Consider the following 26,006-nt stretch of genomic DNA (forward strand, 5'->3'; position numbering starts at 1 on the left):
GTCAGTGGGTGTAGGCCTCCACTTCGGACAGCTGACCGGCCGGCCAGCCGGTGTTTGCGGTGAACGTCAGCCGCAGGTACCTGACCGGTGTCCCGGTGAGGGCCACCGTCGCGGTGTTGCCGCTCGACGGGTTGAAGGTGTAGCCCGCCGGGGCCTTCAGCGAGCCGTACGTGGAGTTGTCGGTGCTGCCGGTGACCGCCACCGTCTGCGTGCGCGTCGCCCAGGCCGCGGCCGGAGGCAGCTTCAGCACCAGCCGCTTGACCGCCTTCGCGGCGCCGAGGTCCACGGTGACGGACTGCGGGAAGGCGTTGTTCCGGCTCTCCCAGTAGCTGTTGGCGTTGCCGTCGACCGCGTTGGCGGCGCCGTAGACGTCGGCGTGGCCGGTCTCGGTGACGGGCCGCCCCTGAGCGAGGTTGCCCGTCTCCTCGGGCGGGTCCGTCGGGTCCGGCGGGTCGGTGGGGTCGGTCGGGTCGGTGGGGCCGCCGCCCCCGGGGACTCCGCCGTTGGTCCACACCGGGGCCGGCCAGACGCCGGTGCAGGCGGGCGGGTTCGCGTACCAGCCCGAGTTGCCGGTGCCCTGGGTGATCTGGAAGCCGCTCCCGACGCAGTTGTGGATCGGGTTGGACTGGGCGATGTGCGTGGCGACGACCTTGTTGAACGAGGCCGTGCCCGGGGCCTGGATCTGGAGCGCGTACGTACCGGCTCCGTCGATCTTGATGTTGTCGAAGTGCAGCCCGTTGCTCGCACCCTCGATCAGGTGGATCGCGGCGTAGGAGCTGTCCAGGATCTCGCTGTCGGTGATGTTGACGGTGGCGTTGGCGATCGGTTCGTTGAGCCCGCTGAACCAGATGGCGCCGACCCCGAAGCGCCAGTTGAAGTCGTTGTTCCCGGTGCGGATGAGGGTGTTGCGAGCCGCGGTGTGGGTGCCCGAGACGGCTGTCCCCTGGCCGGAGTTGACGCCGGGGTACCGGTTGGCGATGTGCAGTCCGCCGCCGTTGGTGATGGTGTCCGACATGACGTTGTCGGAGATCGTGATGTCCTTGCCGCCGTAGGTGACGATGTTGTTGGCGAGGATCGGCAGGATCACCGTGTTGAACGTGAACTTGTTCTTCACGTTCGGGACGTTCTCCGCCCACATGGCCAGACCGTCGTCCCCGGTGTTGCGGACGAAGGTGTTGGTCACCGTGGAGTTGGTGACGCCGTAGTGGAAGTTCACGCCGTCGGCGGTCTGGTCCAGGATCCGGCTGTTCCTGATGGTGAAGTTGTCCATCGGACCGTCCATCCAGGCACCGCACTTGGTGTGCTGCATCCAGACGTTGTCGACGACCGAGTTGGACATGGCCCCGCCGATGGCATTGACCTGGTCGTTGTCCTCGCGCTCACGGATGTCGCCCATGACGGCGAAGTCCTTCAGGGTGACGTTGCTGCTGCCCCCCTGCGCCGAGTACTTCCCGTAGACCCCCACCCCCTTGCTCCGGTCCGTGGGGTGACGCCCGGTCAGCACGCTGTACCAGGGACCCGCGCCACGCAGCGTCACCTTGTCGACGACGATGTGGTCCTGGACCTTGAAGGTGCCCTGCGGGATGTACACCTCCTTGCCCTGGGTGCGGCCCGCGTCGACCGCGGCCTGGATCTTCGCGGTGGAGTCGGCCGCCCCCGTCGGGTCGGCGCCGAAGTCGCCCACCACGTCCAGCGCGCCGGACGGCTTGCCCACGGGCGCCCCGACCTGCTCGAAGTCCGCGAGGTCGATGGTGAAGGACGGTGACGCGGCGGTGGAGGTGACCTGGAGCCGGACCTTCGTACCGGCGGCCAGGGTGGACCCGAACATGGTCCGGGTCTCGTCGTAGAAGTGGTGCGGGTCGGTGTCGCCGGGGTTGTTGTTGAAGGGGTAACCCCCGTAGTACCAGCCGTACTTCGACGTCACCGGCAAGCTCTTGAGCGAGGAGCCGTTGACTCGCAGGTCGAGGGAGGCGTCCCGGCCCGTCCCGGCCGCGTTGTCCGGCAGTGAGTAGCGGAACGTCATCGCGTTGGCCGGGGCGGTGAGTGTGAACTCGACGTACTCACCGGTGGCGTCGAGTGTGACGGCCTGCCGGCCCGAGGCCTCGGACGGCAGGGAGCCGTAGAGGCGGTCGGGGCCGATCAGGGAGCCGTTGGTCGCGGCGTACTCCGCCTCCTGTTCCTTGAACGGGACGGTGGCGCCCCGGCCGGATATCCCGACGGGTGACGGAGCGGGGACCGCGGCGGCCTGGGCGGGGGGAGCGCCGGCCAGCACGACCGCCGCGGCGGTGCCGGCAGCGGCGAGTGCGAGGGAGAGGGAGGCGGACAGGGAGCGTCTGAGTAGACGGGGGCCAGGGAGTGGTGGGGTCACGTGTGGGTCGTCCTTGCGGCTCGACGGGCTCTTCGGACGCCCCACAGGCTAGGAGCACCGCAGTAAAGAAGTCCACGGTGCTGCGCAAGATTTTGTCTTCATCGCTCAAATTAGTGACTCCAGTACGGGAATATCGAGCGGGAGCGCTGGGCATGTGTCTTCAGGAAGTGAAGGTTGTCATGTCCATTGACAGCTGTTCTGTCGCCCTGGCTTCATGTGGGCAGGGAAGTGGGAGCGCTCCCATCCTTGCTGCCCGCCTCAACCCCACGAAAGGCGACAACGGATGAAGCCACGGACGAGAAATCGGCTCGGTACGGCGCTCGCCGCCGCCGTCACCGCGACCGCCCTGCTGATGACGCTCTCCGGCCCGGTCGCCGCGCTACCGGCCCCCGCGGCCGGGACCGCCGCGACCCTGCCCGCACCTCCGCCGGCCGCCGGTACCGGCGAGGACTGGCTGCACACCGAGGGCAACCGGATCGTCGACGAGCAGGGCCACCGGGTCTGGCTCACGGGGGCGAACTGGTTCGGTTTCAACACCACCGAGCGCGTGTTCCACGGGCTCTGGTCCGTCAATCTCGACACGATCACCCGGCAGATGGCGGAGCGTGGCATCAACATCCTCCGCGTCCCGATCTCCACCCAGCTCCTGCTGGAGTGGAAGAACGGCCAGGCCGCGACGTCCAGCGCGGTCAACACGTGGGCCAATCCCGAACTCAAGGACAGGACGACCCTCCAGGTGTTCGACGCCTTCCTCGGTGTCGCGGAGAAGTACGGCATCAAGGTGATGCTGGACGTCCACAGCGCGGAGGCCGACAACTCCGGCCACGTGTACCCCGTGTGGTGGAAGGGAGCCGTCACCACCGAGCAGTTCTACGCCGCCTGGGAGTGGGTCACAGCCCGCTACAAGGACAACGACACCCTCGTCGCGATGGACGTGAAGAACGAGCCGCACGGCAAGCAGTCCGACAGCCCCCGGGCCAAGTGGGACGGCTCCACCGACCAGGACAACTTCAAGTACGCCTGCGAGACGGCCGGCAGGCGCATCCTCGCGGTCAACCCCCACGTCCTCGTCATGTGCGAAGGCATCGAGATCTACCCCAAGGACGGCACGAACTGGACCTCCACCTCGGCGACCGACTACCACGGCATGTGGTGGGGCGGAAACTTGCGAGGTGCGAAGGACCACCCGGTCGACCTCGGCTCCCAACAGGACCAGTTGGTCTACTCGCCGCACGACTACGGACCCCTGGTGTACCAGCAGCCCTGGTTCCAGGGCGAGTGGAACCGCACCACCCTGGAACGCGACGTCTGGGACCCCAACTGGCTCTACCTGCACAAGAACGGCACGGCACCGCTGTTCATCGGTGAGTGGGGCGGGCATCTGGACAACGGCCCGAACCAGAAGTGGATGACGGCCCTGCGCGATCTGATCGTGGAGAACGGCATCCACCAGACCTTCTGGTGCGTCAACCCCAACTCCGGGGACACCGGCGGCCTCCTCGGCTACGACTGGGCGACCTGGGACGAGGCCAAGTACGCGCTGCTCAAGCCCGCCCTGTGGCAGTCGGGCGGGAAGTTCGTCGGCCTCGACCACCAGGTCAGGCTCGGCGGCGCGGCCTCCACCACGGGTATCAGCCTCGGCGACCTCTACGGAGGCTGAGCCGGGGCCCCTGAACGTCCTGGGGTGCCGATCAAGCCCCGCCGCCACGGCACCCCAGGACTCCACCAGCCACCCCCGAACACGGCCGGTGCGCGGTTCCCCGGCGCACCCCTGCGCGGCGGACCCCGTCAGCCCTCCGTACCCAGGGCGTTGATGAGGAGCAGGGCGATGTCGTCGGAGCCGGACGTCGCCCCTTTCGCATACCGCACGAGGGTCTCGGCAACGGAGTCCATGTCCTGTTCCAGGGCCAGGGCGAAGTGCTCGGCCAGATCGGCCACGGCCTCGTCGATGTCCACGCCCGGGGCCTCCACGAGTCCGTCGGTGAACAGGGCGAGCGCCGCTCCCAGTGGCAGCGGGACCTCCGCCGTGGGGTAACGGGCCGCCGGGTCGATGCCGAGCAGCAGGCCGGGCGGCAGGTCGAGGACGTCGGTCTGCCCGTCCGGCTGCCGCAGCAGCGGTGCGGGGTGGCCTGCGGTGGCCAGCACCGCGCGCTGCCCGGCCAGGTCGAGATGGACGTACAGGCAGCTGGTGAACAGGCCGGGGTCGAGGTCGGTGAGCAGCCGGTTGGTACGCGCCAGCACCTCGTCGGGCGGCGCGCCCGCGGAGGCGTGCACGGCGGTGCGGACCTGGCCCATGAGCGCGGCGGCGTTCTCGTTGTGCCCCTGTACGTCGCCGATGGCCGCGGCGGCGGTGGTCCCGTCCAGCCGGATCAGGTCGTAGAAGTCCCCGCCTATGCCCATCCCGCGGGTCGACGGGAGATAGCGGGCGGCCACGTCGAGCCCCGCGATGTCGGGGAGGGTCTGGGGCAGGAGGTGGGCCTGGAGGCTGTGCGCTAGCCGGTCCTTGGCGTCGTACAGGCCGGCGCGGTCCAGGGCCTGGGCGAGAAGCCCGGCGATCGAGGTCAGCAGAGCCCGTTCCTCGGTCCCGAAGGGATGGGGCCTGTCGTAGGCGAGGACCAGCGAGCCGATGGGCCGCCCGGAGACGATCAGCGGGAGGAACACACAGGCGGCGACAGCGTTGCGGAGGCCCGCGGAAGGGTAGGCGCGCTCCAGTTCCTCGAAGCTCGCGTAGAAGTCGGGGCTGCCCGTCGTCAGCACGTGTGCCGCCGGTGTCCCCGAGGTCAGCGGTGCGCCGTCGAAACGGTCCATGAGGCCGGGGTGCGTGCCACGGCCGCCCTCCACCCGGAGACGCCCCTCCACCGACGTCATCACGACGAGGGTCTGGATCCGGAACGCGGGCATCAGCTGGTCGCCTGCCAGCTCGATCACGTCCCGGGTCGCGACGGCTTCGGTGAGCGACGCCGCCAGGTGCATCAGGTGGTACAGCGGCGTGGCCCGGCTCGGCACGGCGGAGGTCATGGGCGGAGCGGGCGCCGGGTCGTCGGGGGTGCCGGGTTCCGAGGTGGGGACGATCCGGACGCTGATGCCCGTGTCGTCAGGGAACAGGTGGAAGGTCAGCCAGTGGTCCGGCGGCCTGAGCACCGCGAAGGACGTCTGCCGGCGGCCGATGACGGCGGCACGGTAGTGGTCCTCGACGGCGGGATTGTCCAGCCAGGGCAGTGACTCCCAGGGCAGTGTGCCCAGTACGTCCTCCGCCCGGACCCCCAGCAGGGCGGCCGCGGCGCCGTTGAGGAAGGTGACCGACCCGTCGATGGCCAGCGCGCAGCTCCCGCCGGGCAGCCGCTGGACGAACTCCGCGACGGCGAGGGCCTCGGCCGGACCCGGGGCCGTCTGCTCCGGGGTGGGCAGCACCCTGGGCTGGGGACCCGGCAGGATCGGGGTGCCGGCGCTCTCGGCCTGCTGCAGGAGCATGCCGATGCCGTGGCACCCGGCGATGACCGCTCCGCGCTCCTCGGGCGACAGCTGCGGTGCGTGCGACCCGGGCCACAGCAGCACCAGCCCGCCCCGGTCGGTGGCGCCGGTGCGTATGGGGGCGGCACCCAGTGTGAACCGGTACGGCAGGACGAGGGCGGTGCGCGGATAGCGCCGGGCCAGCTCCTCCTGGCCGCCGAGCCAGATCAGACAACGCAGGCGCACGGCGTCGGCGACCGGTACGGGGGAGAAGCGTGGAACCTTCGTCCACGGGCCGGCCAGCTGGCCGGGCACCCCGGACAGGACGGTCAGGTGCAGTGTGGTGTCGTTCCTCGGCAGCAGGTAGAGCATGGCCACGGAGGCGCCCGTCTCGCGCACGACATGGGCCACGGCGCTGTCCAGCAGCTCCGTGCCCGAACCGGTGGCGGCGACAGGAGCCGCGTGGTCCCGCACACCTTCCAGCGTCCCCTGTGACCGACCGCCGCGCACCCCGTGACGCACACGCGGCACGTGCGTGCCGTGCGTGCCGTGCGTGCCCAGGACATCCCCTTGCCCGGACATCCCCGCGCCCAGGACACTTCGGGGCCCGGGCACGCGAAAGGGCCCGGATGCCGGTGGGCATCCGGGCCCTGCGCAGGATCGTCGCGTACTACGGCTGGGTCGCCCGAGCCTCGCGCCTGTTGTCACGGAAGGTGTTCACCCGCCGCGCGGTGGCGAACAGCGGGATCACCGCCCCCAGGACCACCTGGAGCGCGCAACCGGTCTGCAGGAGCAGCTGGCCACCGGGGGCCTCGAACGCCCAGGCGGCGAGGAGCCCCATCGCGGCCACGATCCAGCCGAGCATGGCCACCGCGAGGACACCCCGCGGCTTCGGGTACTCGACCCGGCTGACCATCAGCCACGCGACTCCGATGATCGCGAGCAGCGTCGGCACGAAGGGCAGCTCCAGGAGCACGATCGAGACGACCGTCAGCGCTCCGAAGGGGCTCGGCATGCCCTGGAACATGCCGTCCTTCAACGTCACACAGGAGAATCTGGCAAGCCTGAGGACCACCGCCAGCAGCACCACGATCGCCGCGAGCGCCGACACCCGCTGGTGTGCGTCGTCCGCGACCATGCCGTACACCAGGACGAAGTACGCCGGTGCGAGGCCGAAGCTGATCAGGTCGGAGAGGTTGTCGAGCTCCGCACCCATCGGCGAGGACCGCAGCTTGCGTGCCACGAGCCCGTCGAAGAGGTCGAACACCGCCGCCATGAGCATGAGGATCACCGCGGTGGCGGCGGAGTGCCGGGCCATGCCCGACTCGTCGCTGCCGGTGAGGTGCGGGATGAGGATCCCCGTCGTGGTGAAGTACACCGCCATGAATCCGCACGTGGCGTTACCGAGGGTGAGGGTGTCCGCTATCGACAGCCGCATGGAGAGCGGCATGTCCTCGGAGTCGTCCTCCTCGTCGGCTTCCGGCACCCAGCCGGCCTGCGTCTCAGGATCAACTACGGTCAATTCGAGTCACCCCCGCGGTCGTGGCCTGGCCGACCTCGACCGCGACATCGACACCTTCGGGAAGGTAGATGTCGACGCGCGAGCCGAATCGGATCAGACCGATGCGTTCGCCCTGCTCCACCTTCGTACCCTGCGGGATGTAGGGGACGATACGACGGGCGACCGCTCCCGCGATCTGCACCATCTCGATGTCGCCGAGCTCGGTGTCGAAGTGCCAGACAACGCGTTCGTTGTTCTCGCTCTCCTTGTTGAACGCCGGAACGAACCCGCCCGGGATGTGCTCCACGGAGGTCACGGTGCCGGACAGTGGCGCCCGGTTGACGTGAACATTCAGCGGGCTCATGAAGATCGCGACGCGGGTGCGCCCGTCCTTCCACGGCATGATGCTCTGCACCACGCCGTCGGCCGGCGAGATGACGCGGCCCTGGGTGATCTCGCGCTCGGGGTCGCGGAAGAACCACAGCATGCCCGCCGCGAGCGCGGTGGTGGGCACGGCCACGGCGGCCCAGCGTCCGGACCTGCGGGCCCGGGCGAGGCTGAGTGCCGCGGTGGCGACGGTCGGGAGGAGCCACGGCGAAGCTCCGCGCGCGAGGCGGACTCCGCCGCGTGATGCAGAGTTCTGGGTGTCGGGCATGGATGACCTTCGTAGCGGATGATGCCGCGCTGGCAACGGGGGGACGGCGGCTTTCCGGCGATGCTATCGGGTGCGAGCGGCAACTGGGCAAGCCAGCAGCCGAGTCGGACAGCTGAAAGGCTCCGGACGAGGGTGACCGGGTGTGATGTTCTTCGCCACCAAATCACCTCGAAACAGACAATCAGCCCTGGAGCCGGTACTCCTCGAGCAGCCGGCGACCGATGATCATTTTCTGGATCTCGGCGGTACCTTCACCGATCAGCAGCATCGGGGCCTCACGGTAGAGGCGCTCGATCTCGTACTCCTTGGAGAAGCCGTAGCCGCCATGGATGCGGAAGGCGTCCTCGACGACTTCCTTGCAGTACTCGGAGGCGAGGTACTTCGCCATCCCTGCCTCCAGGTCGTTCCGCTCCCCGGAGTCCTTTTTGCGTGCCGCGTTCACCATCATCGCATGGGCCGCTTCGACCTTGGTGGCCATTTCGGCCAGTTTGAACTGGATCGCCTGGTGCTGGGCGATCGGCTTTCCGAAGGTCTGACGCTGCTGGGCGTACGAAACGCCCAGTTCGAACGCACGCTGCGCGACACCGCAGCCACGCGCGGCGACATTCACCCGTCCTACCTCGACACCGTCCATCATTTGGTAAAAACCCCGGCCGGTGGCGCCGCCCAGCACGCGATTGGCCGGAATGCGCAGTCCGTCCATGATGAGCTCGGTCGTGTCGACGCCCTTGTAGCCCATCTTGTCGATCTTCCCCGGGATCGTCAGACCGGGCCGGACCTCGCCGAAGCCCGCCTCCTTCTCGACCAGGAAAGTCGTCATCGACCTGTGCGGAGCCGTGGCGACCTCCGAAGGGGAGTGTCCTTCGTCACTCCGGCACAGGACGGCGACCAGAGTGGACGTGCCACCGTTCGTCAGCCACATCTTCTGGCCGTTGAGGACGTACTCGTCTCCCTCCCTGACGCCCTTGGAGGTGATCGCCGAGACATCGGAGCCGAGCGCCGGCTCGGACATCGAGAAGGCGCCCCGCACCTCGCCGAGCGCCATGCGCGGCAGGAACGTGTCCTTCTGCTCCTGGGTTCCGTGCTGCTTCAGCATGTACGCCACGATGAAGTGCGTGTTGATGATGCCCGACACGCTCATCCAGCCCCGGGCGATCTCCTCGACGCACAGCGCGTACGTGAGGAGCGACTCACCCAGACCGCCGTACTCCTCGGGAATCATCAAGCCGAACAGGCCGAGTTCCTTGAGCCCCTCGACGATGTCCGCCGGGTACTCGTCGCGGTGCTCCAACTGGGTCGCGACAGGGATGATCTCCTTGTCGACGAAGTTCCGGACCGTGGACAGGATCTCCTGCTGGACATCCGTCAGTCCCGCGGTCTGCGCGAGTCGGCTCATGGCTACTTGTCCCCGTTCTTGCTCGGCGGCTGGATCGGCTCCGGGCGGCCGGGCTGCTCTCCGCCGCGCTCCTTGATGTACGTCTCGGTGGGGACCATCACCTTGCGGCGGAACACGCAGACCAGCGTGCCGTCCTGCTTGTAGCCCTTCGTCTCGACGTGGACGATGCCGCGGTCGCTCTTCGACCTCGACGGCGTCTTGTCGAGCACGGTCGTCTCGCCGTAGATCGTGTCGCCGTGGAAGGTCGGCGCGACGTGCTTCAGCGACTCCACCTCCAGATTGGCGATCGCCTTTCCGGAGACGTCCGGCACCGACATGCCGAGCAGCAGCGAGTAGACGTAGTTGCCCACGACGACGTTCCTGCCGAAATCGGTCGTCTTCTCCGCGTAGTTGCTGTCCATGTGCAGCGGGTGGTGATTCATGGTGAGCAGGCAGAAGAGGTGGTCGTCGTACTCCGTGACCGTCTTTCCGGGCCAGTGCTTGTAGACAGCGCCGACCTCGAACTCCTCGTAGGTCCGTCCGAACTGCATGATTCAGGCCTCCGGGGCTTCGAACTTGGAGGTGCGCGGCATACCGGCCGCGCGGCCCTTGCCCGCGATCACCAGCGCCATCTTCCGGCTGGCCTCGTCGATCATCTCGTCCCCGAGCATCGCCGAGCCCTTCCTGCCGCCCTCCTCGGAGGTGCACCAGTCGTAGGCGTCGAGGATGAGCTCGGCGTGGTCGTAGTCCTCCTGCGAGGGCGAGAACACCTCGTTGGCGGCGTCGACCTGGCCGGGGTGGAGGACCCACTTGCCGTCGAAGCCCAGCGCCGCGGCGCGGCCGGCCACCTCGCGGTAGGCGTCCACGTCGCGGATCTGGAGGAACGGGCCGTCGATCGCCTGGAGGTCGTGCGTGCGGGCCGCCATCAGGATGCGCATCAGGATGTAGTGGTAGGCGTCCGCCGGATAGCCGGGCGGCTGCTGACCGACGACCAGGGTCTTCATGTTGATCGAGGCCATGAAGTCGGCGGGGCCGAAGATCAGGGTCTCCAGCCGGGGCGAGGCGGCTGCGATGTCGTCGATGTTCACCAGGCCCTTGGCGTTCTCGATCTGCGCCTCGATGCCGATCCTCCCGATCTCGAAGCCCATCGTCTTCTCGATCTGGGTGAGCAGCAGGTCCAGTGCGACGACCTGCTGGGCGTCCTGGACCTTCGGCAGCATGATGCAGTCGAGGTTCGGGCCCGCGCCCTCGACGACCGTGATGACGTCGCGGTACGTCCAGTGCGTCGTCCAGTCGTTCACCCGGACGACCCGGGTCTTGCCGGTCCAGTCACCGTTGTTGAGCGCGTCGACGATGTGGTGCCGGGCGCCCTCCTTGGCGAGCGGGGCGCAGGCGTCCTCCAGGTCCAGGAACACCTGGTCCGCGGGGAGGCCCTGGGCCTTCTCCAGGAAGCGCGGGTTGGAGCCGGGCACGGCCAGACACGAGCGCCGGGGGCGCAGGCGGTTCACGGAGTGCGCGGCGGAGCCGCCCGAAACCGGGGTGGCGGCGGGCGACGGGCTGGGCGTGGTCATGCGGGGACCTCCAGAGGGTCGAGCTTGTTCGCTTTCCGGATCTCGTCGACGATACGGCCGATGATCTCCGTGATACCGAAGTCCTTCGGGGTGAAGACGGCGGCGACGCCGGCCTCGATGAGCGCGTGTGCGTCGGCCTGCGGGATGATGCCGCCCGCGATCACCGGGATGTCCGCGGCACCCGCCTCACGCAGCCGGTTCAGCACGTCGGGTACGAGTTCGGCGTGCGAGCCGGACAGGATGGACAGCCCCACGCAGTGCACGTCCTCGGCCAGCGCGGCGTCGGTGATCTGCTCGGGCGTCAGCCTGATGCCCTGGTAGACGACCTCGAAGCCGCTGTCCCTGGCGCGCACGGCGATCTGCTCGGCGCCGTTGGAGTGCCCGTCGAGGCCCGGCTTGCCGACCAGCAGGCGCAGCCGGCCCACACCGAGGTCGTCGGCGGTGCGGGACACCTTCGCGCGGACCAGGGCGAGTGGTGTGCCGGGCTCCGCGGTGACCGCCACCGGCGCGGACGAGACGCCCGTGGGCGCACGGAACTCGCCGAACACGTCGCGCAGGGCCCAGGACCACTCGCCCGTGGTGACGCCCGCCCTGGCGCACTCGACGGTCGCCTCCATCATGTTCTCGGTGCCCGCCGCGGCCTTCTTGAGTGCGGCGAGTGCCTCGGTCGCCCGTGCCTCGTCGCGGTTGTCGCGCCACTCGTGCAGCGCGGCCACCACCCGTGCCTCGTTCGCCGGGTCCACCGTCATGATCGCCGCGTCCAGGTCGGCGGTCAGCGGGTTGGGTTCGGTCGTCTCGTAGACGTTGACGCCGACGATCTTCTCGTCGCCGGCCTCGATCCGGGCCCGTCGCGTCGCGTGCGAGGAGACGAGCTCCGACTTGAGGTAGCCGGACTCGACGGCGGCCATCGCGCCGCCCATCTGCTGGATCCGGTCGATCTCGGCCAGCGACTCGGTGACCAGCTCCTCGACCTTCGCCTCGATGACGTGCGAACCGGCGAAGATGTCCTCGTACTCCAGCAGGTCGCTCTCGTGCGCGAGTACCTGCTGGATGCGGAGCGACCACTGCTGGTCCCACGGGCGCGGCAGCCCGAGCGCCTCGTTCCAGGCGGGCAGCTGGACGGCGCGGGCGCGGGCGTCCTTGGAGAGCGTGACGGCCAGCATCTCCAGCACGATGCGCTGGACGTTGTTCTCCGGCTGGGCCTCGGTGAGCCCCAGTGAGTTGACCTGCACGCCGTACCGGAAGCGGCGCTGCTTGGGGTTCTCGATGCCGTAGCGCTCGCGCGTGATCCGGTCCCAGATGCGGCCGAAGGCGCGCATCTTGCACATCTCCTCGATGAAGCGGACGCCCGCGTTCACGAAGAAGGAGATGCGGGCGACGACGTCACCGAACCTCTCCTCGGGCACCTGCCCCGAGTCGCGTACCGCGTCGAGGACCGCGACGGCCGTCGACATGGCGTACGCGATCTCCTGGACCGGGGTGGCTCCCGCCTCCTGCAGGTGGTAGCTGCAGATGTTGATCGGGTTCCACTTCGGGATGCGGTTGACCGTGTACGTGATCATGTCGGTCGTCAGCCGCAGCGAGGGCCCGGGCGGGAAGACGTGCGTCCCCCGCGACAGGTACTCCTTGACGATGTCGTTCTGGGTCGTGCCCTGGAGCCTGTCCGGGTCGGCCCCCTGCTCCTCCGCGACCACCTGGTAGAGGGCCAGCAGCCACATCGCGGTGGCGTTGATCGTCATCGAGGTGTTCATCTGCTCCAGGGGGATGTCCTGGAACAGCCGCCTCATGTCACCGAGGTGCGAGACGGGCACGCCGACCCGGCCCACCTCGCCCCGGGCGAGCACGTGGTCGGGGTCGTAGCCGGTCTGCGTGGGCAGGTCGAATGCGACCGACAGGCCCGTCTGGCCCTTGGCGAGGTTGCGCCGGTACAGCTCGTTGGACGCCTCGGCGGTCGAGTGGCCGGCGTACGTCCGCATGAGCCACGGACGGTCCTTCTGACGTTCGGTCATGGTGGACCTCAGACGTTGCGGCTGGATGGAATGGCCCGCTCCGCCGGTGCGTCACGGAACAGGTTGATGGCGTCGACGTGCTGCTCACGGAGCTCCGTGTCGCGCACACCCAGGCCCTCGCGGGGGGACAGCGCGAGGACGCCGACCTTGCCCTGGTGCAGGTTGCGGTGCACGTCGTACGCGGCCTGGCCGGTGTCCTCCAGGGAGTAGACCTTGGAGAGCGTCGGGTGGATCTTGCCCTTGGCGATCAGGCGGTTCGCCTCCCAGGCCTCGCGGTAGTTGGCGAAGTGGGAGCCTACGATGCGCTTGAGGGACATCCACAGGTAGCGGTTGTCGTACTCGTGGTTGTAGCCGGAGGTGGAGGCGCAGGTGACGATCGTGCCGCCCTTGCGGGTGACGTAGACGCTCGCGCCGAAGGTCTCGCGGCCCGGGTGCTCGAAGACGATGTCCACGTCCTCGCCACCGGTCAGCTCACGGATGCGCTTGCCGAACCGCTTCCACTCGCGCGGGTCCTGGTTGTGCTCGTCCTTCCAGAACTTGTAGTCCTCGGCGTTGCGGTCGATGATCGCGGTCGCGCCCATCTTCCGGCAGATCTCGGCCTTCTGGTCGCTGGAGACGACACAGATCGGGTTGGCGCCGCCGGCCAGCGCGAACTGGGTGGCGTACGAACCGAGTCCGCCGCTCGCGCCCCAGATCAGCACGTTGTCGCCCTGCTTCATGCCCGCGCCGTTGCGCGAGACGAGCTGGCGGTACGCGGTGGAGTTGACCAGGCCGGGGGCCGCGGCCTCCTCCCAGCTGAGGTGGCCGGGCTTCGGCATCAGCTGGTTCGACTTGACGAGCGCGATCTCCGCCAGGCCGCCGAAGTTGGTCTCGAAGCCCCAGATGCGCTGCTCGGGGTCGAGCATCGTGTCGTTGTGGCCGTCGGAGGACTCCAGCTCGACCGAGAGGCAGTGTGCGACGACCTCGTCGCCCGGGTTCCAGGCGTTGACGCCGGGTCCGGTGCGCAGCACGACGCCTGCGAGGTCGGAGCCGATGACGTGGTACGGGAGGTCGTGGCGCTTGCTGAGGTCGCTGAGCTTGCCGTACCGCTCCAGGAAGCCGAAGGTCGAGACGGGCTCGAAGATCGACGTCCACACGGAGTTGTAGTTGACCGAGCTGGCCATGACCGCCACCAGGGCCTCGCCCGGCCCGAGCTCGGGCACCGGCACGTCCTCGACGTGGAGGGACTTGCGGGGGTCCTTGTCGCGGCTGGCGACGCCGGCGAACATCTCGGCCTCGTCCTTGTGCACGGTCACCGCGCGGTACGACTCGGGGAGGGACAGGGCGGCGAAGTCGGCCGCCGTGCTGTCCTGCGACTGGATCGCGTCCAGGATTTCCTTCACGGTGTTGCCTCCGGCAGGTCGGGTCTCCAGCGTCGAGGGAACGCTCGAGGGACCCCTATGGACAGGGGAGCGGTGCGGTGTGGAGGTGTGCCGTCGGTTCGGCGGGTGGTGCGTGGCCTGCTCTGTGGAGCAGAAGGGTTTGCCTGTGACGCAGGCGCCCGGGCGCGCGGACACGTGGTCCGCGGGGACAGCCGGCGTAGATGAGATCTCCGTACGCCGGCCGCCCGGACGCCTTCAACGTATGGCACTGCGTGACAGGTGGCAAGGCACCCAGTGCCAACAATTTCTCTCACTTGTCATCTCGCGGGCACGCATGAGCAACATCATGGCCGGTATGCCGGATTGATCCCGTGGGCGACGACTCTACGGCGTGGTGCGGTACACGTACGGCGTCGTCGTGCCCAGGGCGGTGAAGCCCAGTCCGCGCAGGATCGGCGCGGACCGGTCCGTCGCGTCGACCCGCAGATGGCGGTAGCCGCGCTCGGCGGCGATACGGGCCCTGTGGGTGATCAGCGCCCGGTAGATGCCCCTGCCCCGCCAGGGGGCCGCCGTACCGCCGCCCCAGAGGCCGGCGAAGCCGGTGCCGGGGTGGAGCTCCATGCGGGCGGCGCTCACCGGCTCGCCGTCCGCGAGGGCCACCACCGCGACGAGCGTGTCGGGGGCCTCGACGAGCCGGGTCAGCGTCCGCCGGCGCAGCCAGGAGCTGTCGGTACCGAACGCCCGCTCGTGCGCACGGACCATCAGCTCCACCCCCGCCGCGTCGGACACCGTGTGCAGATCGACTCCGGGTGGGAGCTCCGCGGCGGGCGGACCGGCGACCGGAGTGACGAACAGGGTCTCCGGCGGCTCCGCCTCGAAACCCGCCCCGCGCAGCCGCTGCCCCAGATCGGCGGGCCGGTCGTGGGAGTACAGCTTCCACTCGAACTCGTCGTGCCCGAGGGAGGTGTAGTACTCCACCTGCGCCGCGATCGCCGCGTCCGCGCGTACGGGATCGAGGTCCGGGGCCGTCCAGACGACACCGTTCCACTCGTCCGGTGTGCCGACCTGGCGGACCAGGTCAGGGGTGCGCTCGACGCGTGCGCCGGGGGCGTCGGGGCGGGCGTTCCTGCGCATCTCGCTGTCGAAGAGGGCCAGCAGTGCTTCTGTTCGGTCCTGTGCCATCGGCACACCCGAGCACGGGGGCGAGGCCCCGGCAACCGGGTTTCGGCCGCCGCGGCGGCCGCTCAGTGCTGCTTGAGGGCCTGCTGGATCGTACGCATGACCTCGTCCAGGGGCGCGTCGGTACGGGCCACGGCGACCAGCACCTCGCCCTCCCTGGACACCGAGGCCGCCGGGGTCCTGTCCGGCTCGCTCCCCACGGTCCGCCCCGCCCCGATCCCGGTGCCGAAGGTGTCGCGCACGATCGCGAACGCGTGGTCGAGCTGCGCCTCCACGTCACCCTGGCCGCCCGCCCGCAGCCAGCGCCGCAGCACATGGTTGTGCGCGGTCACCACGGCAGACGCGGCCACCTCGGCCAGCAGGGGGTCGTCGTTGCCCACATGGTGGTCGCGCTCGTCGAAATGGCCCAGTAGGTAGCGCGTGAAGAGCCGCTCGTAGCGGGCCACCGAGGCGATCTCCGCCTCCCTGAGCGTGGGCACCTCGCGGGTCAGCTTGTAGCGGGCCACGGAGACCGCCGGCTTCGCCGCGTACATCCTCATGACCTCCTTGATGCCGCGGCACACGGTGTCGAGCGGGTGCTCGTGCGCGGGGGCGGCGTTGAGGACGGCCTCGGCCCTGACGAGGGTGTCGTCGTGGTCCGGGAAGATGGCCTCTTCCTTGGAACGGAAGTGGCGGAAGAACGTGCGCCGCGCCACCCCGGCGGCCCCCGCGATCTCGTCCACCGTCGTCGCCTCGTACCCCTTGGCGGAGAAGAGCTCCATGGCCGCGGCGGCCAACTCGCGGCGCATCTTCAGTCGTTGAGCGGCGGCCCGGGTGCCTGCGGCGCTCTCCGGGGCATCCGTCGCGGCGGAGGAACGGGGGGACTTGGCAGGTCGGGACATGGTGTGAACGTAACCCATCAGCGCGCGGGAGTGCGCCTGTGGGGGCGGGTCGCCCGAGGGCCCCAGCAACCCGCCCCACCCGGCCCCCGGCTCAGCGCCGGGCATATTCGCGGAAGCCGCGCCCCGTCTTACGGCCGAGGCAGCCCGCGGCCACCAGGTGCTCCAGCAGCGGCGCCGGGGCGAGACCCGGGTCGCGGAACTCGCTGTGCAGGACCTTCTCGATGGCGAGCGAGACGTCCAGGCCGACGACGTCCAGGAGCTCGAACGGCCCCATCGGGTACCCGCCGCCCAGCTTCATCGCCGCGTCGATGTCGTCGAGCGTCGCGTAGTGCTCCTCGACCATCTTGATCGCGTTGTTGAGGTAGGGGAACAGCAGCGCGTTCACGATGAAGCCCGCGCGGTCGCCGCAGTCCACCGGGTGCTTGCGCACCTTCACGCAGACCTCGCGGACCGTGGCGTGCACGTCGTCCGCGGTCAGCACCGTGCGGACGACCTCGACCAGCTTCATCGCGGGCGCCGGGTTGAAGAAGTGCATCCCGACGACGTCCTCGGGACGCGAGGTCACCCGGGCGATCGCCACGACCGGCAGCGACGAGGTGGTCGTCGCCAGCACCGCACCCGGCTTGCAGACCTTGTCCAGGGTCTGGAAGAGCTGTCGCTTGACCTCCAGGTCCTCGGCCACCGCCTCGACCGCGAGGTCGACGTCGGCGAAGGAGTCCAGCGAGCCCGACGCGGTGACCAGTGCGAGGGCCGCGTCGCGGGCCTCCTCCGTCAGCCGCCCCTTGGCCACCGAACGCGCCAGGGACTTGCCGATCCGTGCCTTGGCGGTGTCCGCCTTCTCCTGGCTCCGCGCGGCGAGCACCACGGGGTACCCGGCCTTCGCGAAGACCTCCGCGATGCCCGACGCCATCGTGCCCGAGCCGGCCACTCCCACCGAGGCGACCTCGCGCCCGGCCGCCGCGCCCGCGCCGGCCGCCGGTGTCAGGGCGTCCGGCACCACGGTCTGGCCGCCGGGGGCGTCGTACGTGTAGAAGCCGCGGCCCGTCTTCCGTCCGGTCAGCCCCGCCTCGCTCAGCTGGCCCAGCACCGGCGCCGGGGCGTGCAGCCGGTCGCGGGACGCCGTGTACATGGCCTCCAGGACCGTGCGGGCGGTGTCGATGCCGATCAGGTCGAGCAGCGCCAGCGGGCCCATGGGCAGACCGCAGCCCAGCTTCATGGCCGCGTCGATGTCCTCACGGGAGGCGTAGTTCGCCTCGTACATCGCGGCTGCCTGGTTCAGGTAGCCGAAGAGCAGGCCGTCCGCGACGAATCCCGGCCGGTCGCCGACCGCGACCGGTTCCTTGCCCAGCTCACGGGCGAGCCGGGTGACCCGCTCCACGGCGGGCGGGGCGGTCAGCACAGAGGAGACCACCTCGACGAGCTTCATCGCGGGCGCCGGGTTGAAGAAGTGCAGGCCCAGGACGCGCTCGGGGTGCTGCGACTCGGCGGCCAGCCGGGTCACGGACAGGGCGTTGGTGCCCGTCGCCAGGATCGCGGTGGGGGAGACCACCGCGTCGAGCTCCCGGAAGACCTGCTGCTTGATCTCGTACGTCTCCGGCACGACCTCGATGACCAGCTCCGCGTCCGCGGCGGCCTGCAGGTCGGAGAACGTGCGGAAGCGGGTGAGGATGTCGCGCCGCTCCTGCTCCGTGATCCGCTCACGGCTCACGGAGCGTGCGGTGGAGGCCTCCAGGGAGGCGACGGCCTGCCGGGCCGCGGCTTCGCTGACGTCGATACCGACGACTTCGCGGCCCGCACGGGCCAGGACCTCGGCGATGCCGGTTCCCATGGTGCCGAGGCCGACGACGGCAATGGTGCTGAGCGGGGTGTCCATCACGGGACTCCAGGGTGAGTGACGACTGAGAGGAGCACGGCGGCGCGCGTGGTCGGCGTCGACCGGCGCTCGGGGTGCGAGGAGGGCGTGTCGTGGTGCACGGTCCCGGGCGCTCACGGGCGCACCGGGGTGAAGGGTGACGGGCTCTGTCCCGGAGCCACGTCTCACAAAATGCCGAACCGACAAGCAACTCCGGGTGGCTGCGTCACCAGGCCACCGGAGCCGACGGGTGTGTGTCCCGCTCACCTGAGCTTAACCGGCGAGTAACGAGCGCGCCAGCCCTGGCCGCTTGTGCGTCGGCACACACTTGCGCGAGCCCTCCACCGCCCCCGGGAAGGAGGAGACCCCGCCCGGACACAGTGCGTGCGCATCGATAAACTCACCGTCATGGATGAGGAGTTCCGCTCGCTGACGGACCGGCTCGGCGACGAGTCCGGTGGCCCGGTGGCCTTCCACCGGCTGCTCGCCACCGACGACGACGAGGAGCTGGCCAGAGTCCTGATCGAACGCGAACGGCCGCTGTGGGCACGTGAGATGGCCGCGTTCCGGCTCGGCTGCCGGGGCGACAGCCGGGCCTTCGAGGCGCTGGTCCTCCTCCTCAACCACCGTGACCCCGAGCGCTGCGTCTCCGCCGCCCACGCCCTGCGGCTCCTCGGCGATCCCCGGACACCCCGCGCGGCGGCGGCACTTGCCACGAACGGCCTGCGGACGGCCTACGCGCTGCACCCGGTCCGGCTGCTGGCCGACCTGCGGGCCCCCGAGTCCGTGCCCACCCTGGTCAGCACCCTGCACAGGCTGCTGACCCCCGACGAGCCCCACTGGCGCGTCGCCCTGGCCTGCGTCGAAGGGCTCGGCAACCTGGGCGACGGCAGGGCCCGCCCGGTCCTGGAGGCGGCACTGCCGCACCCGCGCCTCGGCACCGCTGCTGCGTCGGCCCTCAGCCGACTGCCCGCCCGCTGAGCGCGCGTCCGTAACGGACCTCGGGCACCAGGGCCCCGCCCGCCTCGAAGGTCTCCTCCGCGCCGTCCGGGCCGAAGCCCGCGCGCTCGTAGAAGCGCCGGGCACGCGCGTTCTCCTTCAGCACCCACAGGGTCATCCGGCCGAATCCGTCCGCCGCGGCCCGCCCGGTCGCCTCCGCCAGAAGGGCGCGCCCGGCGCCCGTACCGATGCGGTCCGGGTGCACGTAGATCGCGAACAGCTCGGCGCTCCCGTCGGGCGCCGCGTCGTCGCGGCAGGGGCCGTAGCAGGCCCAGCCGGTCACCGCGGCGTCCGGAGTTCCGGCCACCAGGTTCACCGGCCCGCCTTCCGTGGTGAGGTGCGCGCGGCGCCGCTCGGCGTCCCCGGCCACGTCCATCGCGTCCAGGTACGCCCGTGGGATCAGGCCCGCGTACGCGTGCTGCCAGCCGCGCACCCGGATCTCCGCCACGGCGGCGCAGTCGTCGAGTGCCATGTCCCGGACGAACACGCCGGGGACGTACGCGGGAGTGGGCCGTGTGGTCATGCGGGCCATCCTGGCGTACGCCCCCGGCGCGGGGCATGGTGATCTATCGGCCGCGGAAGCCGAGCAGGCCGTGCAGGGCCGCGCCCCTCGTGCCGGAAGCGGCCTTCACGGCGGGTGCCGCCTTCGGCTCCGGCTGCGCGTCGCAGACCGCGTCGGCGCCGCTGCCGCCGCCGCTGCTCGGGAGGGTGCCGTCGGTGAGGTAGGCCACCAGGTGCGCGTCCAGGCAGTCGTTGCCGCTGAGGGTGATGCCGTGGTTGCCGCCGCCCTGTTCGACGACCAGGCGGGAGCCCTTGAGCCTGCGGCTCATCGTGACACCCCCCTCGTAGGGCGTGGCCGCGTCGTCGGTGGCCTGGAAGAGCAGCGCCGGCGGGATCCTGTCGTTGGCGACCCGCACCGGCTCCAGCGGTTCGACCGGCCAGGTGGCGCACGGGGCGTTGTACCAGGTGTTGTTCCACGACATGAAGGGCGACTTGCGATGCGCCCGCCAGGTGTCGTCGCGCCAGGTGCTCCAGGTCCGGGGCCACCCGGCGTCGCGGCACTGCACGGCCGCGTAGACGGAGTACCCGTTGTCGCCGCTGCCGTCCACGGCGGCGAAGTCCTGGTAGGCGGTGGCCAGCGCGTCCTGGTCGTGGTCGTTCACGTACGCCGCGAACGCCTCGGCCAGGCGCGGCCAGTAGCCGTTGTAGTAACCGCCGGGCATGAAGGTGTCCTCGAGCTCGCTCGGGCCGACCTTGCCCCCCGCGGGACGCTTCTTGACCGCGTCGCGCATCCGGTACCAGGCGGCTTCGACCTCGGCGGGGTCGCCGCCGAGTCCGTAGACGGCGTCGTTCTTCGCCACCCACGCGGCGAAGGCCTTGTGGCGGGCGTCGAACGCGTGGTCCTGGCCGAGGTTGTCCTCGTACCAGACGCCGTCGGGGTCGACGACCGAGTCGAGTACCAGGCGGCGTACGCGCTCGGGGAACAGCTTGGCGTAGACCGCGCCGAGGTAGGTGCCGTAGGAATAGCCGAAGTAGTTGATCCGCTGCGCGCCGAGGGCCTCGCGGATGACGTCCAGGTCCTTCGCGGCGCTGGCGGTGTCCATGTACGGCAGCAGGTCGCCGTACTTCTCGCCGCACGCGGCGGCGAACGAGGCGGCCCTGTTCCGCGCGGTCTTCTCCGCGTCGTAGGAGTCCGGCACGCTGTCGGGGCGCACCGGCGCGAAGTACTCGGGTACGCAGTCCAGGGCCGGGGTGCTCCTGCCGACCCCGCGCGGGTCGAACCCGATCACGTCGTACTGCGCGGCGAGCTTCGCGGGCAGCGAGGACGCCACGAAGCCGGCCATCGAGAGCCCGCTGCCGCCGGGTCCGCCGGGGTTGACCAGGAGCGGGCCCTGGGAGGTCTTCGCCGTGTGCGGGACACGGGAGAGGGCGAGGGTCACCGGCCGGCCCGACGGGTTGTCATGGTCCAGCGGTGCGCGCACCTTCGCGCACTGGAGCGTCGGGTACGACTTCGTCGCACAGGCGGTCCACTTGAGTGGTGCGGCGGCACCCGGGGTGACCGGGCCCGTCCCTGGCGGTGCCGAGGCGGTGGACGGCGCGGCGGTCACCAGGCCCGCGACCGTGGCGCCGACGGCGACCAGAATTCCTGCACGTTTCGTCATACGGCCTCCCGTGGTCGGGCGATGCGGCTGTGGTGGCACAGCCCCCGCCGGATGCTTCCCGGATCGGGGTGCGGCAGGACACCTGTCGCCCAGAGTTGACCCGTTCGGGAAGGAAGGCCGTTGCGGTCAGAGCAGACTCAGCTGGGTGGGGCCGGGGGCGTTGCCGTCCGCGGGGGCCGCCGGGGTCCCGCGGACGTCGCGGCGGGCGCTTCCCCGGTCGGCGGGCCCGATGCCGTACTCGGCCGCCAGCTCGTGCACCCGGCGGGTGATGTCGCGCTGGTACCAGGTGGGCGCGTAGGCCCCGTCCGCGTACATCCGCTCGTACCGGTGGACCAGGTGCGGATGGTGGTGTGCGAGCCACTGCATGAACCACTCACGGGCTCCGGGCCGGAGGTGCAGTACGAGCGGGGTCACCGAGGTCGCGCCGGCGTCGGCGACCGCGCGGACCGTGGCGCGGAGTTGGTCGGGGTGGTCGCCGAGGAAGGGGATGACCGGGGCCATCAGCACCCCGCAGCCGATCCCGTTGTCCGCCAGGGCGCGGACGACGTCCAGGCGGCGTTCGGGGGAGGGGGTACCCGGCTCGACCGTGCGCCACAGCTCGCGGTCGGTGAAGCCGACGGATACGGAGACGCCGACCTCCGTGACCTGGGCGGCCTGCCGCAGCAGGTCGAGGTCGCGCAGGATCAGCGTGCCCTTGGTGAGGATCGAGAACGGGTTCGCGCGATCGCGCAGCGCGGCGATGATGCCGGGCATCAACCGGTAGCGGCCTTCTGCCCGCTGGTAGCAGTCGACGTTCGTGCCCATGGCGATGTGCTGGCCGAGCCACCGGCGCGAGGCGAGGTGACGGTTCAGCAGTTCCACGGCGTTGACCTTGACCACGATCTGTGAGTCGAAGCCGATTCCGGTGTCCAGGTCGAGGTAGCCGTGGGTCTTGCGGGCGAAGCAGTACACGCACGCGTGGGAGCAGCCGCGGTACGGGTTCACGGTCCATTCGAACGGCATGCGGGAGGCGCCGGGCACCCGGTTCACGATCGTGCGGGCCCGGATCTCGTGGAAGGTGATCCCCCTGAACTCGGGGGTGTCGAAGGTGCGCGTCGTCACCGCGTCGGCGGCGAAGAGGGCACCGGTCTCGCCTTTCGCGCCCTGTGCGGTTCTATCGGCCAGATTGTCCCAGCGCATGAAGGCCTCCTCGGTAGTACTGGACCGAGAATAGAACATATGTTCCCTTGATCGTGCGTGGCGCGAGGCGGGGCCCGATTTTGAGGGGCCGTACCCGAGGTGGTTGGCTCATCAGCACCCCGAACACACGAATGCTGGAGGAGTAGGCATGGCGCAGGTCGAGGCCACGACAGAGCGGATCATCGCGGCGGATGCGGAGACGGTGTTCGACGCGCTGGCCGACTACAAGGAGGTCCGGGGCAAGGTGCTGACCGGACACTTCAGCGAGTACGAGGTGCGCGAGGGCGGAGACGGCGAAGGCACCCTCGTCCACTGGAAGCTCCAGGCCACGAGCAAGCGGGTCCGCGACTGCCTGCTCGAGGTCACCGAGCCGGGCGGCGCCTCCCAGGCCGGCGGGTACGCGGGCGGGCAACTGGTCGAGAAGGACCGCAACTCCTCGATGGTTACCACCTGGACCGTGACCCCGGCCGGTGAGGGCAGGTCCAAGGCCGTCGTCTCGACCGTCTGGGACGGTGCCGGAGGCATCGGCGGATTCTTCGAGAGGACCTTCGCGCCCAAGGGGCTCGGCCGGATCTACGACGAGCTGCTGACGAACCTCGCCGCCGAGGTCGAGAAGTAGGCCTGCTCCGACTGCTGTTGGCGCCGCGCCGGCCTCACCGGAACGAGTGGTTTTCCGGAGGGGCCGGTTGTGCGCCGTAGTGCCTCCCACCGGCGCATAAGCCCTCGCTGTGCGCCGTGAGTGCGCCCGGTCGCGTTTGCCCCGCCTTGCCGCCTGATGCGACAAATGGGCGGCGCAGCTGCGACGAGGGGAGCGTCACGTGGTGGGTGGGATCACTCTGGTGAAGGACGAGCCGGGGGGCGTCGGGTGCGAACCGCCCGGCACCGGGCCGGAGTCCGTACCGCACGGCAGCGGGACGGGACCGGTTCCGCGGGCCACCGGGCCGGAGTCCGGGCCGCCCCGCCGGACGTCCGGCACCGGTTCCCCGCTGCCGGCCCCCGAGGTCAGCCCCCGCCGGATCCGGCTCGTCTTCCTCGGGCTGATGCTGACCCTGCTGCTCGCGGCGCTCGACCAGATGATCGTCGCCACCGCCCTGCCGAAGATCGTCGGTGAGTTGCACGGTCTGGACAAGATGTCCTGGGCCGTCACCGCCTATCTGCTGGCCTCCACGATCGGCCTGCCGATCTACGGGAAGCTGGGCGACCTCTTCGGCCGCAAGGGCGTCTTCCAGTTCGCGATCGTCGTCTTCGTCATCGGCTCCGCGCTCGCCGGGTGGTCGCGCACCATGGACGAACTCATCGCCTTCCGGGCGGTCCAGGGCATCGGCGGCGGCGGCCTCATGATCGGTGTCCAGGCGATCATCGCCGACATCGTGCCGCCCAGGGAACGAGGCCGCTACATGGGTCTCATCGGGGCGGTGTTCGGCCTCGCCTCCGTCGCGGGACCGCTCCTCGGCGGCTTCTTCACCGACCACGCCTCCTGGCGCTGGTGCTTCTACATCAACGTGCCGTTCGGCCTCGTCACCCTCGCCGTCATCGCGCTCGTACTGAAACTGCCCAAGCCCGCGGTCCGCCCCCGTCTCGACGTCCTCGGCGCGCTGCTGATCGCCGCCGCCTCGACCTGCCTGGTACTGCTCACCAGCTGGGGCGGCACGGAGTACGCCTGGGGCTCGCGGACCATCCTGGGACTCGCCGCCGGGGCCGCCGGAACGACCCTGCTCTTCCTCGTCGTCGAACACCGGGCGGCCGAACCCGTCATCCCGCTGCGGCTGTTCCGCGACTCGGTCTTCAACGTCACCTCACTGGTGGGCGCGGTCGTCGGGGTCGCGCTCTTCGGCGCCGCCAGCTATCTGCCGACCTACCTCCAGATGGTCGAGGGGGTGTCCGCCACCGAGTCGGGGCTGCTGATGCTGCCCATGATGGGCGGCATCGTCATCGCCTCCGTGGTCTCCGGACAGCTGGTCTCGCGCACCGGCCGCTACCGCGTCTACCCGCTGGTGGGCGGGGCCGTCTCGGCGGTCGGCATGTGGCTGCTCTCCCGCCTGGACACCGACACCTCGCCGCTGGAGTACGGCCTCTGGCAGGCCGTGCTGGGCATCGGGATCGGCCTCGTCATGTCCGTGCTGGTGCTGGCCGTGCAGAACTCCGTACGCCCCTCCGACCTGGGCACCGCCACCAGCGCCCACAACTACTTCCGGCAGATCGGCGGCAGTGTCGGCGCGGCGATCTTCGGCACCCTGTTCGCCGGGCGGCTGGCGGACGCGCTCGGGGTGCGGCTCCCCGCCGGTGCCGACCTGCCCGATCCGGAGTCGATCACCCCGCAGCTGATCCACGCCATGGAACCCGCGCTGCGTGACGCGTACATCCAGGCCTACGCGGACGCGATGCCGCGGATCTTCCTCTACCTCGTGCCGGTGCTCCTGCTCGGCCTGTTCCTCGCCTTCTTCCTCAAGGAGAAACCCCTGGTGTCCCACCACACCCCCCAAGCCGCGGACCCCTCCACGACGCATTCCGCGATCCCCGCGGCGCGCACCGACCCCGGCCCGCCGCCCCCCGGCGCCGCCGCCGGTGTCCCGGTCCGCGGCAGCGTCCACCACTCCGACGGCACGAAGGTGGGGCGCGCCGCGCTCACCCTCATCGACGTACAGGGGCAACAGGTCGGCCGGGGTGCGAGCGGCGACGACGGGCGGTACGCGCTGGGTGCGCCCGGAGCCGGTTCGTACGTGCTCATCGCCGCGGCCGGCGGACACCAGCCGCAGGCCGTCAGTGTCACGGTCGGCGAGCGGCCTGTGGACCTGGACGTGCTGCTCGGCGGGGCCGGACGGCTGGCGGGAGCCGTCGTCACCCCCGACGGCGCCCCGGTCCTCGACGCGGCGGTCACGCTCACCGACGTGCGGGGAGAGGTCGTCGCGACCACCCGCACGGGGCGTGAGGGCGCCTACGTCATCAGCGAGCTGGTGGCCGGCGAGTACACCCTGGCCGCCAGCGCCCCGGCCTTCCGCCCCGCCGCCCTCCCGGTGAGTGTCCAGGCCGCGAGGGAGACCCGCCAGGACATCGAACTGGCGGGTGGCGCCGTGCTCCGCGGGGTCGTACGCGCCCCCGGCGGCCGGGCCGTCGAGGACGCCAGGGTCACGCTGTTGGACGCGGCGGGCAACGTGGTCGACACGCTCACCACCGGCCCGGACGGTGCGTTCCGGTTCGTGGACCTGTCGACCGGTGAGTACACGGTGATCGCCGCCGGGTACCCGCCGGTCGCCACCGTCCTCCAACTGCCCGGCGGAGGACGGACCGAACGCGATCTGCAGCTGGGGCACGAGGACTGAACGGGCTCCTCCGGCCGGATCCCGCGAGCCGGGCTGTCGTGCGGCAGGGACGGCAGGGTACCCGCCCCATGCGTCGTCCGGGGCGCATGGGGTACGCGAGGTGCGACACCGGCCCGCCCTCGAACCGGACCGGGCGCACCGACG

Annotated in this window: 19 protein-coding genes; 4 read left to right on the top strand and 15 right to left on the bottom strand. The window is 70.3% G+C overall.

The window, feature by feature from the left end; genetic code table 11:
- Position 1: 1 nt before the first annotated feature.
- Positions 2–2,368 carry a discoidin domain-containing protein gene (locus AB0I83_RS01555; RefSeq protein ID WP_363303177.1) on the bottom strand — a complete coding sequence of 789 codons (2,367 nt, stop codon included), beginning with the start codon at positions 2,366–2,368 and terminating at the stop codon, positions 2–4.
- Positions 2,369–2,651: 283 nt separating this feature from the next.
- Between AB0I83_RS01555 and AB0I83_RS01560 the strand changes: the two genes are divergently transcribed.
- Positions 2,652–4,028, top strand: coding sequence for a glycoside hydrolase family 5 protein (locus AB0I83_RS01560; RefSeq protein ID WP_363303178.1), 1,377 nt, complete (start codon positions 2,652–2,654; stop codon positions 4,026–4,028).
- A gap of 128 nt (positions 4,029–4,156) precedes the next feature.
- On the opposite strand, the gene AB0I83_RS01565 is transcribed toward AB0I83_RS01560, so the two are convergent.
- From AB0I83_RS01565 to AB0I83_RS01615, 11 genes are all read right to left on the bottom strand, one after another.
- Positions 4,157–6,292: a SpoIIE family protein phosphatase gene (locus AB0I83_RS01565; protein ID WP_363303179.1), complete on the bottom strand. Its 2,136-nt coding sequence runs from the start codon at positions 6,290–6,292 to the stop codon at positions 4,157–4,159.
- Between the two features lie 196 nt (positions 6,293–6,488).
- A complete protein-coding gene (pssA, locus tag AB0I83_RS01570) occupies positions 6,489–7,304 on the bottom strand; it encodes a CDP-diacylglycerol--serine O-phosphatidyltransferase (protein WP_356531963.1) in 816 nt (271 codons plus the stop codon).
- A 22-nt stretch (positions 7,305–7,326) separates the two neighbouring features.
- Positions 7,327–7,974, bottom strand: a complete 648-nt coding sequence (locus tag AB0I83_RS01575; protein ID WP_356531844.1) for a phosphatidylserine decarboxylase — start codon at positions 7,972–7,974, stop codon at positions 7,327–7,329.
- A gap of 181 nt (positions 7,975–8,155) precedes the next feature.
- Entirely contained in the window at positions 8,156–9,370 is a 1,215-nt protein-coding gene (locus AB0I83_RS01580; RefSeq protein WP_356531846.1) for an acyl-CoA dehydrogenase family protein, read from the bottom strand.
- Between the two features lie 2 nt (positions 9,371–9,372).
- The gene (locus AB0I83_RS01585) at positions 9,373–9,900 is read right to left on the bottom strand and encodes a MaoC family dehydratase (protein ID WP_356531848.1); all 528 of its coding nucleotides are present in this window, start codon (positions 9,898–9,900) and stop codon (positions 9,373–9,375) included.
- 3 nt (positions 9,901–9,903) lie between these two features.
- Positions 9,904–10,920 carry a CoA ester lyase gene (locus AB0I83_RS01590; protein ID WP_363303180.1) on the bottom strand — a complete coding sequence of 339 codons (1,017 nt, stop codon included), beginning with the start codon at positions 10,918–10,920 and terminating at the stop codon, positions 9,904–9,906.
- Entirely contained in the window at positions 10,917–12,929 is a 2,013-nt protein-coding gene (locus AB0I83_RS01595) for a protein meaA (protein WP_356531851.1), read from the bottom strand. Before AB0I83_RS01595 ends, AB0I83_RS01590 begins: the two co-directional genes overlap by 4 nt.
- A gap of 8 nt (positions 12,930–12,937) precedes the next feature.
- Positions 12,938–14,311, bottom strand: coding sequence for a crotonyl-CoA carboxylase/reductase (gene ccrA / locus AB0I83_RS01600; RefSeq protein WP_356531853.1), 1,374 nt, complete (start codon positions 14,309–14,311; stop codon positions 12,938–12,940).
- Positions 14,312–14,674: 363 nt separating this feature from the next.
- Positions 14,675–15,472, bottom strand: a complete 798-nt coding sequence (locus AB0I83_RS01605) for a GNAT family N-acetyltransferase (RefSeq protein ID WP_363303181.1) — start codon at positions 15,470–15,472, stop codon at positions 14,675–14,677.
- Positions 15,473–15,534: 62 nt separating this feature from the next.
- On the bottom strand, positions 15,535–16,350 hold the full coding sequence (locus AB0I83_RS01610; RefSeq protein WP_356531856.1) for a TetR family transcriptional regulator: 816 nt from the start codon (positions 16,348–16,350) through the stop codon (positions 15,535–15,537).
- A 91-nt stretch (positions 16,351–16,441) separates the two neighbouring features.
- Positions 16,442–18,223: a 3-hydroxybutyryl-CoA dehydrogenase gene (locus AB0I83_RS01615; RefSeq protein WP_363303182.1), complete on the bottom strand. Its 1,782-nt coding sequence runs from the start codon at positions 18,221–18,223 to the stop codon at positions 16,442–16,444.
- A gap of 387 nt (positions 18,224–18,610) precedes the next feature.
- On the opposite strand from AB0I83_RS01615, the gene AB0I83_RS01620 reads away from it, so the two are divergent.
- The gene (locus tag AB0I83_RS01620) at positions 18,611–19,183 is read left to right on the top strand and encodes an adenylosuccinate lyase (RefSeq protein WP_363303183.1); all 573 of its coding nucleotides are present in this window, start codon (positions 18,611–18,613) and stop codon (positions 19,181–19,183) included.
- Here AB0I83_RS01620 and AB0I83_RS01625 read toward each other — a convergent pair.
- From AB0I83_RS01625 to AB0I83_RS01635, 3 genes are all read right to left on the bottom strand, one after another.
- The gene (locus AB0I83_RS01625; protein WP_363303184.1) at positions 19,161–19,724 is read right to left on the bottom strand and encodes a GNAT family N-acetyltransferase; all 564 of its coding nucleotides are present in this window, start codon (positions 19,722–19,724) and stop codon (positions 19,161–19,163) included. The two genes, AB0I83_RS01620 and AB0I83_RS01625, sit on opposite strands and share 23 nt — an antisense overlap.
- A 43-nt stretch (positions 19,725–19,767) precedes the next feature.
- Positions 19,768–21,363: an alpha/beta hydrolase gene (locus AB0I83_RS01630; RefSeq protein ID WP_363303185.1), complete on the bottom strand. Its 1,596-nt coding sequence runs from the start codon at positions 21,361–21,363 to the stop codon at positions 19,768–19,770.
- 126 nt (positions 21,364–21,489) lie between these two features.
- A complete protein-coding gene (locus tag AB0I83_RS01635; protein ID WP_356531865.1) occupies positions 21,490–22,542 on the bottom strand; it encodes an Rv2578c family radical SAM protein in 1,053 nt (350 codons plus the stop codon).
- A 148-nt stretch (positions 22,543–22,690) separates the two neighbouring features.
- Here AB0I83_RS01635 and AB0I83_RS01640 point away from each other — a divergent pair, with 148 nt between their 5' ends.
- Both AB0I83_RS01640 and AB0I83_RS01645 read left to right on the top strand, forming a co-directional pair.
- A complete protein-coding gene (locus tag AB0I83_RS01640) occupies positions 22,691–23,161 on the top strand; it encodes an SRPBCC family protein (RefSeq protein WP_356844069.1) in 471 nt (156 codons plus the stop codon).
- 199 nt (positions 23,162–23,360) lie between these two features.
- Entirely contained in the window at positions 23,361–25,862 is a 2,502-nt protein-coding gene (locus AB0I83_RS01645) for an MFS transporter (protein WP_363303186.1), read from the top strand.
- Positions 25,863–26,006 lie beyond the last annotated feature (144 nt).

This window comes from Streptomyces sp. NPDC049970, from assembly GCF_040660235.1.
Lineage (GTDB): Bacteria > Actinomycetota > Actinomycetes > Streptomycetales > Streptomycetaceae > Streptomyces.

Bases quoted from the DNA above. Each gene is read 5' to 3' on its own strand.
- AB0I83_RS01560 (WP_363303178.1), top strand. From the start codon at position 2,652: ATGAAGCCACGGACGAGAAATCGGCTCGGTACGGCGCTCGCCGCCGCC.
- AB0I83_RS01595 (WP_356531851.1), bottom strand. From the start codon at position 12,929: ATGACCGAACGTCAGAAGGACCGTCCGTGGCTCATGCGGACGTACGCC.
- AB0I83_RS01575 (WP_356531844.1), bottom strand. From the start codon at position 7,974: ATGCCCGACACCCAGAACTCTGCATCACGCGGCGGAGTCCGCCTCGCG.
- AB0I83_RS01630 (WP_363303185.1), bottom strand. From the start codon at position 21,363: ATGACGAAACGTGCAGGAATTCTGGTCGCCGTCGGCGCCACGGTCGCG.
- AB0I83_RS01615 (WP_363303182.1), bottom strand. From the start codon at position 18,223: ATGGACACCCCGCTCAGCACCATTGCCGTCGTCGGCCTCGGCACCATG.
- AB0I83_RS01605 (WP_363303181.1), bottom strand. From the start codon at position 15,472: ATGGCACAGGACCGAACAGAAGCACTGCTGGCCCTCTTCGACAGCGAG.
- AB0I83_RS01585 (WP_356531848.1), bottom strand. From the start codon at position 9,900: ATGCAGTTCGGACGGACCTACGAGGAGTTCGAGGTCGGCGCTGTCTAC.
- AB0I83_RS01580 (WP_356531846.1), bottom strand. From the start codon at position 9,370: ATGAGCCGACTCGCGCAGACCGCGGGACTGACGGATGTCCAGCAGGAG.
- AB0I83_RS01590 (WP_363303180.1), bottom strand. From the start codon at position 10,920: ATGACCACGCCCAGCCCGTCGCCCGCCGCCACCCCGGTTTCGGGCGGC.
- AB0I83_RS01610 (WP_356531856.1), bottom strand. From the start codon at position 16,350: ATGTCCCGACCTGCCAAGTCCCCCCGTTCCTCCGCCGCGACGGATGCC.
- AB0I83_RS01635 (WP_356531865.1), bottom strand. From the start codon at position 22,542: ATGCGCTGGGACAATCTGGCCGATAGAACCGCACAGGGCGCGAAAGGC.
- AB0I83_RS01620 (WP_363303183.1), top strand. From the start codon at position 18,611: ATGGATGAGGAGTTCCGCTCGCTGACGGACCGGCTCGGCGACGAGTCC.
- AB0I83_RS01625 (WP_363303184.1), bottom strand. From the start codon at position 19,724: ATGACCACACGGCCCACTCCCGCGTACGTCCCCGGCGTGTTCGTCCGG.
- AB0I83_RS01640 (WP_356844069.1), top strand. From the start codon at position 22,691: ATGGCGCAGGTCGAGGCCACGACAGAGCGGATCATCGCGGCGGATGCG.